This window comes from Oleiphilus sp. HI0066, from assembly GCF_001635725.1.
The window spans coordinates 81,112-95,459 of sequence record NZ_LWFH01001555.1 but is presented as its reverse complement, the minus strand read 5'-3'; the positions used below and the strand labels follow the sequence as shown (position 1 = coordinate 95,459).

8 protein-coding genes are annotated in these 14,348 nt (G+C 45.9%); 2 read left to right on the top strand and 6 right to left on the bottom strand.

Annotated elements, in window-relative coordinates; genetic code table 11:
* Positions 1-16: 16 nt before the first annotated feature.
* Both A3738_RS24490 and A3738_RS24485 read right to left on the bottom strand, forming a co-directional pair.
* Positions 17-595, bottom strand: a complete 579-nt coding sequence (locus A3738_RS24490) for a hypothetical protein (protein ID WP_068481507.1) — start codon at positions 593-595, stop codon at positions 17-19.
* 16 nt (positions 596-611) lie between these two features.
* On the bottom strand, positions 612-2,240 hold the full coding sequence (locus A3738_RS24485; RefSeq protein WP_231876753.1) for a YdiU family protein: 1,629 nt from the start codon (positions 2,238-2,240) through the stop codon (positions 612-614).
* Positions 2,241-2,513: 273 nt separating this feature from the next.
* Between A3738_RS24485 and A3738_RS24480 the strand changes: the two genes are divergently transcribed.
* Positions 2,514-2,945 carry a TraR/DksA C4-type zinc finger protein gene (locus A3738_RS24480; protein ID WP_068481514.1) on the top strand — a complete coding sequence of 144 codons (432 nt, stop codon included), beginning with the start codon at positions 2,514-2,516 and terminating at the stop codon, positions 2,943-2,945.
* Positions 2,946-3,004: 59 nt separating this feature from the next.
* On the opposite strand, the gene A3738_RS24475 is transcribed toward A3738_RS24480, so the two are convergent.
* The 4 genes from A3738_RS24475 to A3738_RS24460 form a co-directional block, all read right to left on the bottom strand.
* On the bottom strand, positions 3,005-4,210 hold the full coding sequence (locus tag A3738_RS24475) for a permease (RefSeq protein ID WP_068481518.1): 1,206 nt from the start codon (positions 4,208-4,210) through the stop codon (positions 3,005-3,007).
* Positions 4,203-4,619, bottom strand: coding sequence for a MerR family transcriptional regulator (locus tag A3738_RS24470; protein ID WP_068475151.1), 417 nt, complete (start codon positions 4,617-4,619; stop codon positions 4,203-4,205). Before A3738_RS24470 ends, A3738_RS24475 begins: the two co-directional genes overlap by 8 nt.
* A gap of 85 nt (positions 4,620-4,704) precedes the next feature.
* Positions 4,705-5,322 (bottom strand): NapC/NirT family cytochrome c, encoded by a 618-nt coding sequence (locus A3738_RS24465; RefSeq protein ID WP_231876752.1) that lies wholly within the window; start codon positions 5,320-5,322, stop codon positions 4,705-4,707.
* Between the two features lie 270 nt (positions 5,323-5,592).
* Positions 5,593-8,376 (bottom strand): bifunctional aconitate hydratase 2/2-methylisocitrate dehydratase, encoded by a 2,784-nt coding sequence (locus tag A3738_RS24460; protein ID WP_068475144.1) that lies wholly within the window; start codon positions 8,374-8,376, stop codon positions 5,593-5,595.
* Between the two features lie 499 nt (positions 8,377-8,875).
* Between A3738_RS24460 and A3738_RS24455 the strand changes: the two genes are divergently transcribed.
* Positions 8,876-14,302 carry a glutamate synthase-related protein gene (locus A3738_RS24455; RefSeq protein ID WP_068478124.1) on the top strand — a complete coding sequence of 1,809 codons (5,427 nt, stop codon included), beginning with the start codon at positions 8,876-8,878 and terminating at the stop codon, positions 14,300-14,302.
* Positions 14,303-14,348 lie beyond the last annotated feature (46 nt).

Sequence of the window (14,348 nt, the reverse complement as noted above, 5' to 3'; positions counted from 1 at the left end):
CGATTCAAACCCTTTATTATGGGCTTGCTATTGTCATAACTGTCGCAGCAAGAAATACCGAAGGAATTGTGGTGACGGCATCAATGGTTATCGTTGCTGGTGTAGCTACAATTTTTCCTGCAGTTTCTACAAACGTTGTTGGTTGTGCGATTGCAATAGGGTATTCATTCTCGAGTTTTTCTAGTGGTAACTCACCTTCGATAGTGAATAGTTTTCCACTTATTTCCCTAGATAAACGGTACTTTTTGATCAGCTCATCATTTTTGAAGCCTAGGGCTTTGATTTTTGATTCCAGCTGCTCAGGAGGGGTTGGCTCAATAAGCGTTAACGAAACTCTACCCGTGACCTGATTTTTATCATTAACTTTGAAATCTTCAAATGAAGGATAAAAATCGAAGTGTCTAGTAAGTAGTATGGCTTCAGCAAAATAGCTCTCAATTGGGAATATATATGCTTTATGTCTCGTTGTAACAACAAGCTCATTTGTTTGTTGATTTAAATAGAACCCGTTTACCCATTGTTGTTCATAGTTCGGTGCCCATAGGGCTGTTGTACATCCTGCGAGGAGTAATGTTGCGAATAAAATACGGTACATAATGACTTCTATTTATCTAAGACGAACAACTGTAATGCGACACACCGCCAGCATGGAAGTACTCGCGTGGTCTGAGCTGATAATACTTGTCTTCAATCTCTTTTGATTGCTCGTCGTAAGGATTAGAGAGTATTTCCTGTAGTTCGTGAATCAGCGAGTAATCGCCAGCTTCTGCTTGTTGATAGGCCGGAACAATGAGCCATTCACGCCAGATGTATTTCGGGTTCACCTGTTTCATTTCTTGAGCAATTTGAGATGGCTCTTTTGCCGATGCGCTCAGCGCGGCTTTCCATTGATCAAACCAAAGATTCCATTCATCCATCAAACTGTTTGCTGGCTCGCTGTAAAAACTCTTGTGCAGTGCTGAGCTGTCTTCGGGGATGTTCGAGAGCTCACGGAAGAATAGGGTGTAGTCGACAGGCGTGAGTTCCATTAGGCGAATAAGTTGCTTCACTAATGAAGGCTCGACACTTTCTAAACCTAGCTTGGATGCCCACATCTGATTGAGCTCTGCGCGCATTTTATCGAAGAACTCGGTACGTAGTTGTTCTATTACTGTATTCGCTGGTGAATCTGCATCTAAAAGCGGAGACAGTGCAGAGCTGAAGCTTTCGAAATTGACTTGCACGGCATTGGGCTGATTGAAGAACGAGAAGTGTTCTCCTCCGCCAGTCCAAGGCTGAAAGCGTTGCTCAAAGCGTTCGCAGAATCCGAATGGGCCGTAATCAAGCGTGAAACCGCCTGCCGCACAGTTGTCGCTATTGAAGTTGCCTTGGCAGTAACCAACACGCAACCAGTTGCAGACAAGTGAAATGAGGCGGTCACGAAAGGCCTCGACTAGTAAGGCTAATTGCTCATCAAAGGGCAGGGTGGTGTCGATTTCTGCAATGTATTCTCGACGGATTAAATGCTCGACGATTTGTTTTAGCTCTTTATGTGCATTGGGATGTGCATCGCTGCGTGCACGGCGTGCGAAGAGCTCGATTTGCCCAACACGTAAAAACGAGGGTGCAACGCGTGTTGAAATCGCAACCGGATTATCCACGAGTATTTCAGGATCGATAGAATCAGATTCCGGTAAATACCAAGGGCGCTCGACGACTTCTGTTTCTGATACAAATAAGCTCAGTGACCTAGAGGTCGCTACGCCAAGTGCGTGCATATGTTCTTGTGCCAAGAATTCGCGCACGCTTGAGCGCAATACAGCCCGACCATCAGCGCCACGGCTATAAGGTGTGCGACCACTGCCTTTTAATTGAAACTCCCAACGTTTGCCATTTAGTTCGGCTTCAACCACCGACAATGCGCGACCATCACCGTAGCCATTTCCCGTTCTGAATGGGCATTGCTGTGTGTATTCAGTTCCGTAAATAGAAAGGGCGTAGCCTGTGGCCCAACCATAGGGCTTCATTGGCGCAGGAAGATGTGAGGCATCTCCAGAGAACAATCGGTGAAAGTCTTCTGTGTGTGCAAAAGACTCGTCAAAGCCAAGCTCTTCAAAAAAACTTGGGCTATGCGTAATGTATTTTGGCGTTGCGATCGGAGTTGGTGTGACGCGAACATAATGCCCCGAGAATACTTGGCGTGGGCGGTGATCTTGCCCATCTTCGTTGGATTGTGGATCCGGACTTAACTCGTTTAGCAATGAGTAGTCTGTGTGTTCTGCGAGTTCAGAAAGCGATGTAATGCGCGTAGCGATGAGAATGCTCCAGGGTCATAGTAAAAACAGGGCTGACGAATTGGACAAATCATAACACTTCATAAGTGGTGTTCGTCTGTCATCGAGGAAATATTTAAATGTGTGTACTGATTATTTGCTGGGCTTGGATTACTAAACGTAATGATAATCTATTTGATATGTTATAACGTAACATTTTATAGTCACGGATAGTCTGTTTTTATTGCCTATGGGATTAGTATGAGTAAATCAAAAAAAGCCTCGGAGCAGTACACAATCGAAACGATTAAATTAGCCTCTGAAGACGAGTATATGAACGATGCGCAACTGGCGTTCTTCAAAGCATTGCTAATTGAGTTGCATGACTCTACACGAGAGAGAATTCAAGAGGCTAAAGATCAAATGTCGAGCCCTGTTGATTCGGCTGACGAAGGAGATCGTGCCTCGTGGGAAGAGCAATGTGCGATTTCTATGCGCATTGTTGACCGAGAGCAAAAGCTACTCCCTAAGATTCAGCAGTCCTTAGAGCGGATTCGGCTGGGCGAGTATGGCTACTGTATTGAATCTGGAGATCCAATCGGTATTCCGCGATTACTTTTAAGACCAACAGCTGAGTACTGCGCAGACGTCAAACAAGCACGTGAAATGCAGGAGCACGTGTTCAGAGATTAGTTAAGCTTGAGAGTAAACGAATGATGTAGCCTCGATGCTTAATCAAAGCGTTGGAAGCATTAACTTCCAGCGCTTTGATTAAGCAACCACGCAATCACAAACACTTGCGGTAGGGTTAACAGCGGTAAATAGAGTGCTGTTTTCCATGATTTGGTGGTGTCTTTGATGACCATAATTTCGGTGTAATCGGTGGCGACGCCGCCCATCAAAAAACCAAAACTATTACCGGGGGCATTGGCACGAGTCATCAAGTCGGCCGCGATAGGTGTCGAGCCTTCTGAGCAGACCTCAATGATGGTCGCAGCGACTAAGGTCGCAAATAAACCAAGCAGAGTAGGACCGAAGTAATCTTGGAAAAGCTCTAGGCTCACAAAGGCGCGAATAGCAGAAGCGAGCAACACGCCAAACAATATCCATTTGATGATAATGCGTGAGCCATTAATGCCTCCTTGAACAAAGCGTTTAAGAAGCGTTGAATTCCATGAAACACCATTCAGTTGGCGCTTAGCTTCGGGCCAGAATTTGAAATCGGGATCGTAAGGCAGTACGTTCGGGTTGCTTGGGAGTGTTCCGTTTTTTTCAAGTCGATCAAACATCCATCCGGCCGCAATTCCAATGAGCATTGAGAGCAGAATAAAGATGATCGTCCACTCTAAGCCGATTAATGCAATCATGATGATCGTGAGTGAAAGCGAGTTCCATGGGCTAGCGATCAAAAACGCCATGGTTTGCCCAAGGCTTGCGCCTTTTTTACGAAGCTCCATGCCAACCATAAGAATACCGTGACTACACAGATCGAGCAGGACGCCTGCGAAGGTTGCGCGTAATAGGCCTGTAAAGGTTCCGCCTTTACCAAGCATCGATTGCACGAAGCTCTGTGGCACTTGGCTGAGCACTCCGACCATAATCATGCCGAGTACTAAGCCCCACCACATCACATGCATTAAATCGCGTACGCTATGACTGAATGCGCCCAGCCAATGTTCGTGTGCGAGATCTAAAAAACTTGCGCCGTAAAACGCGACCACACCAAGAATAGAACCCCAAAGTAACCAATCTGTTTTATTTGGTTCAGGTGCGCAACAGTTGCTTTGTTCTTCGTCAGCTGGTGGTTTAGAGCCACAGCAAGAACTTGTCGTTTGTTGTGTGTTAGCTTCAGGTTTGGCTGCAGACTTTTCTGCGTTGCCACAGCATGAACTTTTAGTTGTTGGTTCTGACGCTTGATTAGAAGCCGAACCGCAACAGCTTGTTTTCGAATCACTCATTGTTCTCCTCCTTACTGCAGAGGGTGTTACTGCTTAGCCCTTCAATAATTGCACACTGGCTATCGTCGTTGTCATTGCAGCGTGAAGATAGCTGTTCGAGCGATTGCTTCATTTTGCTTAGCGCGGCGATTTGGGAATCTAGTTTCGTGAGTTTGTCGGTCACGAAAGCTTTGACATCGCGGCTGTGACGATTCGTATCTCGCAACAAGGCAAGCAGTGCCTTGCATTCATCTAAGGTGAATCCAGTTTGGCGTGCAGACGCCAGAAAATGGAGTTCATCAATCTGTTTGTCGGTGTAAAGACGATAGCCATTCGAAGAGCGCTTGGCACTTACAAGGCCGATGCTCTCATAGTATCTGAGTGTTTTATCGCTTAAGCCTGTTAGCTTAGCCGCTTCGCCAATATTCATATTTACACCTATCTCAATAGTGAGCGTCGGTAAGAATAAAGCTTATAGCTACTGGAAGGTCAAGCGATCTTAGAACGCTTTCTTTTTAATCGAGCGCTAGCCAGAATTTGGCATCTAGTTGCTCGGTTTCGGGTGATAAATCTGGGTTGTGCAGATCAAACTTGATATTGTTTTGGTATTTTTCCAACGGAAACGCTGCTGATGTAACAGGGTGGTTGGTCAGAAAGTCTTGCAGTGCTCCGCTACTTGAGAGAATTTGAAGTCCTTCTTCAACGCGCTTTGCCATTTGGTGCATTTTTGCAGCATCTTCGCTTTGCGCATAAAAGTCCATCGCTTCAAAGCTATGGCAAGAACGGCATGTTTCTGAAGCTTGACTCTCCATCTTATGCCACACCATTTCAGCTAGCTCTTGGCGATGTTCTTCAAACTTTTCTCCAGTATCGATTTTGCCGGTAATGAAATGATGGTAGAGGTCTTTGCCGGCCATGATCTTGGCCCAGAGCATACGGGTAGGGCTTTGTGGTATTTGGCAGTCGGCGCAGCCAGCGCGGATGCCTTCTCGGTTAATAAAGTAATGGGAGGATTGATATTCCTCAAATGGAATATCCATTTCATGGCAGCTGACGCAAAACTCGGTGGTCGAGGTTGCTTTAATGGCATAAATGCTTGTGCAAGCGAAGATCAGTAATGACAATGCCAACACCTATCAGCCCAAAAATGACGCTTTTCTTGTGTGTCATGATCCCTCTCTTTTCATACCGGTAAAGATTGGAAGCTCAGACTAGTAGATAAAATTGCTTGTATTCGGTTTTTTATTAACGAATTGTTGCTAGAACCTGTTTTTAGAGTGTATTGAACTTTAAGCGTTTTTTTTAATTATTTAGGTAATAAAAAGCCCGAGTACGTCTCCATACTCGGGCTTTCAAACGCTTTAGACCTTGGCATTTCAAGGTCTAATTTTTCTAGTCAATGACTAGCCAACAATCTTAAGTGGCACTGCCAAATCTTCAGAAGGTGGTGCGAAAGAAGTTAGGTTAATACCGTCAACCGCTTCTTTGTACTCTTCCAAAGTTGGGAAACGACCAAGAATCGTTGAAAGAACAACCATTGGCGTTGAGCCTAGTAGTGATTCACCTTTCTTCTCAGCAGAGTCTTCTACTACACGGCCTTGGAATAGACGCGTAGAAGTTGCTAGCACAGTATCACCTGCTTCTGCTTTCTCTTGGTTACCCATACATAAGTTACATCCAGGACGCTCAAGGTAAAGGATGTTTTCGTACTTAGTACGTGCTGCTTCTTTTGGATTGTCGTCGTCAAACGTGAAACCAGCGTACTTAGCTAGGATGTCCCAGTCGCCTTCTGCTTTTAGTTCATCAACGATGTTGTACGTTGGTGGCGCAACAACAAGTGGTGCGTTAAACGTAATAGGACCTTTCTTCTCAAGGTTACGAAGCATTGCTGCGATGATTTGCATGTCACCTTTGTGAACCATACAAGAACCAATGAAGCCAAGGTCAACCTGGCGGCCATCGTAGTAAGAAGTAGGACGGATAACATCATGCGTGTAACGCTTAGAGATGTCTTCGTTGTTTACGTCTGGGTCAGCAATCATTGGCTCTTCGATTGCATCTAGGTCAACAACAAGCTCTGCGTAGTACTTCGCGTTGTCGTCTGGAGCAAGTGCTGGAGCTTCGCCAGATTTCACTTCAGCGATACGCTTGTCAGCAAGCGCGATCAAGCCTTTAAGCATCTGTGCTTCGTTGTCCATGCCTTTGTCGATCATGATCTGGATACGTGACTTAGCAAGCTCTAGTGAGCCGATCAAAGTTTCGTTAGTAGAGATACAGATAGACGCTTTCGCCTTCATCTCTGCAGTCCAGTCAGTGAAGGTAAACGCTTGGTCAGCAAGTAGAGTACCGATTTGTACTTCGATAACACGACCTTGGAAAACGTTTTCGCCAGCGAACTTCTTAAGCATTTGTGCTTGAGTCGCGTGTACGATGTCACGGAAGTCCATGTGTGGCTTCATAGAACCTTTAAAGGTTACTTTTACTGACTCTGGGATTGGCATTGCTGCTTCACCAGTTGCTAATGCAATTGCAACTGTACCTGAGTCTGCACCGAACGCTACACCTTTAGACATACGCGTGTGTGAGTCACCACCGATAATGATTGCACGGTCATCTACAGTGATGTCGTTCAATACTTTGTGGATTACGTCAGTCATTGAGTGGTAAACACCTTTCGGGTCACGTGCAGTGATTACGCCGAATGCGTTCATGAATGCCATCAACTTAGGCGTGTTCGCTTTCGCTTTGTTATCCCATACAGAAGCAGTGTGACAACCTGATTGGAAAGCACCATCAACATCTGGAGAGATAGTAGAAGCAGCCATTGCTTCTAGTTCTTGGCAAGTCATTGGACCAGTAGTGTCCTGAGAACCAACGATGTTCACTTTAACGCGAACGTCTGAACCAGTATGTAGAGGAGTTTTAGACGTTACGCCAACTGCATTGCGGTTGAAGATTTTTTCAACGGCAGTTAGGCCTTGGCCTTTGTTTGAGATCTCTTTAGATGCTGCGTAAACAACAGGCGCTTCAACACCCAATGTTTCAGCTGCGAATGTTTGAAGCTTCTTACCGAAAGTAACCGCGTAAGAACCGCCAGCCTTCATGAACTCAACTTTCTGAGGCGTGAATGCGTCAGAAACGTCAGAAAGCTCTTCGCTACCGTTGTAAAGCTTCTTCGCTTTTGTATCGATAGTAAGAACAGTACCTGTCGCAACAGAGTATGCTTCTTCTAATACTGGATCGCCGTTTTCATCACGAACAACTTCGCCATTTGCGTCAGTTTTCTTAACCCAGTTTTTAAGGTCAAGACCGATACCACCTGTTACGCCAACAGTCGTCAAGAAGATTGGCGCGATACCGTTAGTACCTGCTACAACTGGACGGTTGTTGATGAATGGAATGTATGGAGAAGTCTTTTCACCAGCCCAAAGTGCAACGTTGTTAACACCAGACATACGTGAAGAACCAACACCCATCGTACCTTTTTCAGCGATAAGCATAACTTTCGCGTTCGGGTGCTTCTTACCAAGCTCAACGATTTCTTGTTGTGCTTCAGGCGTGATCATGCACTGGCCGTGAAGTTCGCGGTCAGCTCGTGAGTGTGATTGGTTACCTGGAGAAAGAAGGTCAGTAGAGATGTCGCCTTCTGCTGCGATGTAAGTAACAACGTCGATTTTTTCTGGGATATCGTCAAGCTTCGTGAAGAACTCTGCTTTTGCATAGCTTTCAAGAATATCTTTTGCGATTGCGTTGCCTACTTTGAACGCGTCTGCAAGACGTGTTGTGTCTGCATCGTACAAGAATACTTGTGACTTCAATACTTCAGCCGCTGCCGCTGCTTGCGCGTCGTCAGAAAGGGCGATGTCTAGAAGTGCTTCAACAGAAGGGCCGCCTTTCATGTGAGAAAGTTGCTCTAGCGCGAATTCTGGAGAAATTTCTGCAACTGTTTCATTGCTAAGCGCGATTTCTTTCAAGAAAGCTGCTTTTACGCCTGCCGCCGGAGTCGTACCAGGAAGCGTGTTGTAGATGAAGAAGTTTAGAGACGCTTCGCGTTCTGCATTGCCAGTGTCTTTGATTTGGGCAATGATCTCAGATAGCAATTCTGCGCTATCGATTGGTTTTGGGTGTAAGCCTAGGTCCTTCTTACGAACCTCGATCTCTTCTAAGTATTCTGAATATAAGCTCATACGAATCTCTCTCTGAAAGTTTTATTGATTGACCAGCAATCAATATTTTAAGACTAAATGGATCGGCGTCTTTTCGATGCTTCAACAGATGAAACGAGTCGCCTTGAGTAATCCTCATTATTTTAAGTTGTGTGACTGAAGAGAAACCCCAGTAATGGATTAGCCAAGAAATTTAGTCTGCACATGATTTTCTTGGGCGCGATTCTACTAATTTTTAAATTTATTGTTAAGAATAACTCGTGTTGATATTACCCATGTTCACTATACATCGGCCAAATAAGCGTTCATTTTTGTCAAAAATGTCAAATCCGAGCTAGGAACGGCGCTTTCGGCAAACTAAATGCAAATGAAAATAATTATTATTTGCGATATAGATATTCTATCGGTATTCTTCACGCCCCCGAAGATCAGCCAAATTTTGGCTTAGTAGGTTGTTTAATTATCTCCACTTGAAAATGAACAGTTAGTGAGTAGATACAGTGAAACATAGAGGTTATTGATGCGTTACTTATTTAATTCAGAGCAAGAACACTCTAGTTGCGGCGTAGGTTTTATTACGCATAAGCGCAGTGAACAAACTCATGAATTACTAGAGCATGCGCATCAGGCATTGTGCAGAATTCCCCATCGCGGAGGATTTGACGCTGAAGGTACTGGCGATGGCGCAGGTGTAAATATTGATATTTCGCTGAGTTTCTTTCGTTATATAACTGGCAACGAAAATCTAGAGCTTGGTGAGTTTGGTGTTGCTAATTTCTTCTATCCCAGAAAAGAAGAGCAGCATTCAGAAGCTGAACGTTTACTGCGCAATGTGTTCAAACAGTATCGTTTAAATATCATTTTATGGCGTGATGTTGATGTGGATACTGCAGCGCTTAATCAGAAAAGTGCGCAGGCCCAGTTAAAGATCCATCAGTTAGTATTTGAGCGTCCTTCCAATATCGATAATCAAGATGAGTTTGAACGGCACATTAATGATGCTCTCGAAGAAATCGAGTATCCGGCATTTAAGCGGCCAGAACTTGCAGGATTTTATCCCTTATCAATGAGTTCGCGAACGCAGGTTTATAAGGGGCGTTTAAATAGCTGGGAAGTTGTGCCTTATTTTAAAGATCTTAGTCATCCTAAGCACCAGATTCATACCTTATTTTTCCATACGCGTTTTTCTACCAATACAGCGCCGAATCCAATGTTTGCGCAACCATTTAGACGTATGGCGCATAACGGTGAGTTGAACACTGACCGTAAAAATCGACTGAGTGAAGATGCGATTGCACGTTCGCATAATCGAGAAATTATTTTCCCAGAAGGTCAGTCAGATTCTGCACGTCTTGACCAAACACTGGCTCGCCGCATCATAGAAGACCGTCTCGATATTGACGAAGCTTCCCTAATGATGATGCCGCCGGCATGGGAGAACGACGAGCGTATTCAAGGAAATCAGCGTGACATGCTTGAGTACTTCGCGCTTTCTGAAGAGAAGAATGACGGCCCAGCGGCACTTATCTTTAGTGATGGTGTAAAGGTTGGTGCGCGTCTTGACCGCTTAGGTCTACGACCTTTGCGAAGCGTTGAAACCAATGATTACTTAGCTGTGATGAGTGAAGCAGGGCAAATTGATTTTGCACCTGAGTCAATCATTCGTCGCGGACGTATTGAAGCTGGTGGTATGGTCTTGTTTGACCATGAGCGTAAGTGTATTGAGTATACGAACGATGTACTTGAACGTCTTTCGGACGAGCAAGACTATGGCCTTTTGTTAGAACAGGCGCGTATTCGTTTAAGCGATCTACATCCTGTCGCTCTAAGTGAAGTTGAAGTGCCGGGCAAACTAAGTGTTTCAGCCTTGCACGTGGCCTATAGCATGAACCAAGAGAGCTTTAAGTTCTTGCTTGATCCAATGCTGCAAAATGGCGGGGAAAAAATTTCAGCAATGGGTTATGGCCTAGCGCCAAACAGCTTCGCTAAAGAAGAAGGTGGCATGTCGCGCTTCTTCTCGCAGCGCTTTGCTCAGGTGACGAACCCTCCTCTTGATAGTATTCGTGAAGCGGACGGAATGACTTTGCGTGTATCGCTTGGCGCGAAACCCAACTTTGCTCAAAAAGGTGCCAAGCAGCTGACCTTACCCTCGCCTATTTTGCAACCTCAGCACCTTAAACAGATTGAGAAACAAGATGTTCTTCGTGTAGAGCGTGTTGAAACCTTATATGAGGTTGACTTGAATGACGCGACAAACAATCTAATCAAGCTTGAAGAAGCATTAGAGCGAGTTTGTAGTCACGTTGAGGCCTTAGCTCGAAATAACTGGGATATCATTGTTTTAAGTGACATCAACGTGAGTCATCATAAGGCCGCATTGCCTGCAGTATTGGTTGCTTCGGCTGCGAATCAACGCTTGATCAAACAAGGCCTGCGTTTTAACTCGAGCCTGCTGTTTGAAACAGGTCAGGCGGTAAGTACGCATGACGTTGCTTGTTTGCTTGGCTTTGGTGTCTCGGCTGTGTGTCCCTTGACCGTATTCTATCGCGCGTGCGAGCTTCATGGTGACCATGCAGCGGTTGAAGTTGCGCTTGGCAAGTATCAAAAAGCAGTCGAAAAAGCCTTGATGAAGACCATGGGTAAGTTTGGTCTCTGTACGGCTGAAAGCTATATCGGTGGTGAGTTCTTTGAATCGAACTTCCTTGATACTGAAGACGCTAAACTTAAGCAAATTTTCCCGAACATCCATGCGCCAGTTGGAGGCGTACGGTTTGCCGACATCGCACAAAGTGCAGCCGACTGGCATGCGCGTGTTGCAGATATTCAAAGCGAAAATGAGATTCCGCTACTGGGCTTGTTTAAAGAGCGTTCTGACGGTGCTGGTCACAGCTTTGGTACAACCGCTGTGCGTGAATTCGTCAATATGACGGAAGAGAGTATCGAGTATGCGGAGGAGCCAGAGTCAGGCCACCCATTACGTTTAGCAACAGATGTTAGCTATAAGAAAATGGGTTACGAGCCCTGTACGCCCGAGCAGATCGACGGTTTTGAAATCACTCCTGCATACAGACAGTTTTGTAAGGAAGTCTATCGTGAACGCGATTCACGACCTGCCGCGTTGCGTGATGTACTGTGCCTACCACTTGATTTTGCAACAGCTGCCACTGAAGAAGATTTTAAAGCACGATTAGACAGCGTTGACCTTAAAGGTAACGTGTCTTATTCGGCGCGCGGGTTGTTTGTCATCGCACGTGATGATGGTCGGTTTGAAGTGTCTCTTACAAGTTCTGACGAAGCCCGTTTGAAGGCATTACATAGCGCATTTGTTGCATTTCTGGGTGCAGAACTATGTCGCGCGCAAATAGAGAATGGTGCTTTGATTGTTGAGGTGCAGGGTGGTGAGATTGAGTTCTTTGAGTCGCTAATAACTGCGCCGGCGTCTATCGCATTAGGCGAAGTACAACCTGCGCACGAAATTACTGCAGCGCTTGCATCAGGCGCAATGAGTCATGGTGCTTTGGTTGCCAAAGCCCACGAAGCGGTTGCTCAGGGTACCAATATTGCCGGAGCGATGAGTAATTCTGGTGAAGGTGGTGAGAATTCACGTCGTTATAACACTGTAAAAGCCAGTAAGATCAAGCAGTTTGCGTCTGGTCGTTTTGGTGTTTGGGTTGGCTATCTAGCAGATCCATCGCTACAAGAAATTGAAATTAAAATCGCACAGGGAGCGAAGCCAGGTGAGGGTGGTCAGCTACCTTCTGCGAAAGTAAATGTAGAGATCGCAGCGGCACGTGGCGGTACACCTGGGGTAGAGCTAGTTTCTCCTCCTCCGCACCACGATACATACTCGATCGAAGACTTAGGCCAGTTGATTCACGACGCGAAAGCAGCGCGTGTGAAGGTAATCGTTAAACTAGTATCGTCAGAAGGTGTGGGCACGATTGCAGTAGGTGTCGCGAAAGCGGGTGCCAACGTGATCAATATTGCAGGTAATACAGGAGGTACTGGTGCCGCGCAGGTAACCAGTTTGAAAAACACGGGGCGTGCTGCAGAGCTAGGTATCGCAGAAGTACATCAAGCACTGACTGCAAATGGCTTGCGTGACCGCGTTGTGTTGCGTTGTTCAAACGCCCATCAAACAGGTTTAGATGTTGTTAAATCTGCAATGCTCGGTGGTGATTCCTTTGAATTTGGAACCACCGCACTGATGATGCTTAAGTGTGTGATGGCGAAAAACTGTAACGTGAAATGCCCAGCAGGTTTGACAACAAACCCAGAAGTATACGAAGGCGACCCACGAGCCTTGGCACAGTACTTTATTAACCTAGCGCACGAAGTGCGTGAAGTCTTGGCAGAACTCGGCTTTGCAAGTTTGCGTGAAGTACGTGGCCGTACAGATCTTTTACAACTTATTCGTCACCCGAACTTAATTGGTCAGTTGGATATGCGCGCCTTATTACGCGTACCAAATGCCAAAACGTTAGACGAAGAAGCGGTCGCGCTTGAAGCCAACTTTGAGCCAGACCAAGCTTATATCGACGAAGCCTACGAACGGTTCTTCGAAGCGCAATTGGCTTCGTTAGAAATCGAAGGCCCGCGTCTGACTAACTGTAATAAGACAACCGGTGGTCAATTCAGTATTGATGTAGAGCGCCATCTTAACTACGAACTTACTGAAGAGCAGTGCACTGCTCACCCTGCAATAGATACATTAAGCAATGGTCGAGTGGTATTGCGTGAAGACAGCTTAACGGTAGCAACACATAATTCAGCAGGTCAAAGCTTTGGTGCGTTCAATAACTCTGGTGTAACGCTTAAACACAGCGGTACCTGTAACGACGGAGTTGGTAAAGGCGCGAGCGGTGGCCGTATTATCGTTAGCAATCCTGGTGGTGGTGCGACATGCGAAGAAGGCAACGTACTGATCGGTAACTTTGCTTTGTTCGGTGCAACGGGTGGTGAGTTGTTTGTACAAGGCCAAGCGGGCGACCGTTTTGGTGTACGTAACTCTGGCGCAGTAGCTGTCGTTGAAGGTGTGGGTGACTTCTGCTGTGAATATATGACCAACGGCAGCGTGATCAATTTAGGCTCATATGGAAAAGGCTTCGGCAATGGTATGAGTGGAGGTACCGCTTATCAGTATGATCCAAGCGGCCAAATTGCAGAGCGTTGTAGCCGAGACTCAGTACGAGCGACGGCATTATCTGAAGATTCAAGCTTAATGCGTGCACAAGAAGACGCGTTGAAGTTGCACCTTGAACTGCACATTCAACATTGCGGCTCAAGCCTAGCGGCAAGCTTGCTAGAAAACTGGGACAAAGCGCGTCAACACTTCTATGTGCTGATTCCTTTATCTTTGTATCGCTACCACTGTGGTGAAGCGATTCTTGAAGCAAGTCCTCGTAAAGTCTTGTTGGAAGAGCTTTCTCAAGCATGGGGCTTGTGGCAGTTGCGTCGCATCGGTGACGCTTATAAGCGCAAGCAAGACATGTTCAATGGTGATGTTCCCGGTTATGGAGAGCGTGATAGCGGGCTTATTTACCAGTACGTGAATGCCATGGGCATCTTGCGCCGCGCCAAAGAGCTAGCAAGCAAGTCTGATTTAGTGAAATCAACACGTGTAACCAGCGACGAAATGGTGCGTCACTTAATTGAAAGCGAAGACCGAAAGCTAGTAGAGCAAATTCATAAAGACTTAAAAGCATCTTTTGAGGCCTACAGCAACGAAGCACTCGCAGCTTTGCTTGCTGATAAGCGCGTACGTGATTACAAAGAGTCACTGATGTTGCGTGAAGTGTGGGATACCCGTGCATGGGGTACAACGGTGTGGATTATTGAACGTGACCGTCAAAACAAAGCCGAGTTGGCCGAGTTTCCACCGTTGGAAGAAGCCTTAGCCAGACATTATTTACAGACCATCGCGAGCGTCATGCAACAGGCAGCTTAAGACTCTGAAGAAAAGAATTTAATAACGATTGAAATGTGCGAAGCCT

What these genes read in the sequence shown, in the direction of transcription:
- A3738_RS24490 (WP_068481507.1), bottom strand. Translation starts at nt 595, where the DNA reads ATGTACCGTATTTTATTCGCAACATTACTCCTCGCAGGATGTACAACA.
- A3738_RS24460 (WP_068475144.1), bottom strand. Translation starts at nt 8,376, where the DNA reads ATGAGCTTATATTCAGAATACTTAGAAGAGATCGAGGTTCGTAAGAAG.
- A3738_RS24470 (WP_068475151.1), bottom strand. Translation starts at nt 4,619, where the DNA reads ATGAATATTGGCGAAGCGGCTAAGCTAACAGGCTTAAGCGATAAAACA.
- A3738_RS24475 (WP_068481518.1), bottom strand. Translation starts at nt 4,210, where the DNA reads ATGAGTGATTCGAAAACAAGCTGTTGCGGTTCGGCTTCTAATCAAGCG.
- A3738_RS24455 (WP_068478124.1), top strand. Translation starts at nt 8,876, where the DNA reads ATGCGTTACTTATTTAATTCAGAGCAAGAACACTCTAGTTGCGGCGTA.
- A3738_RS24480 (WP_068481514.1), top strand. Translation starts at nt 2,514, where the DNA reads ATGAGTAAATCAAAAAAAGCCTCGGAGCAGTACACAATCGAAACGATT.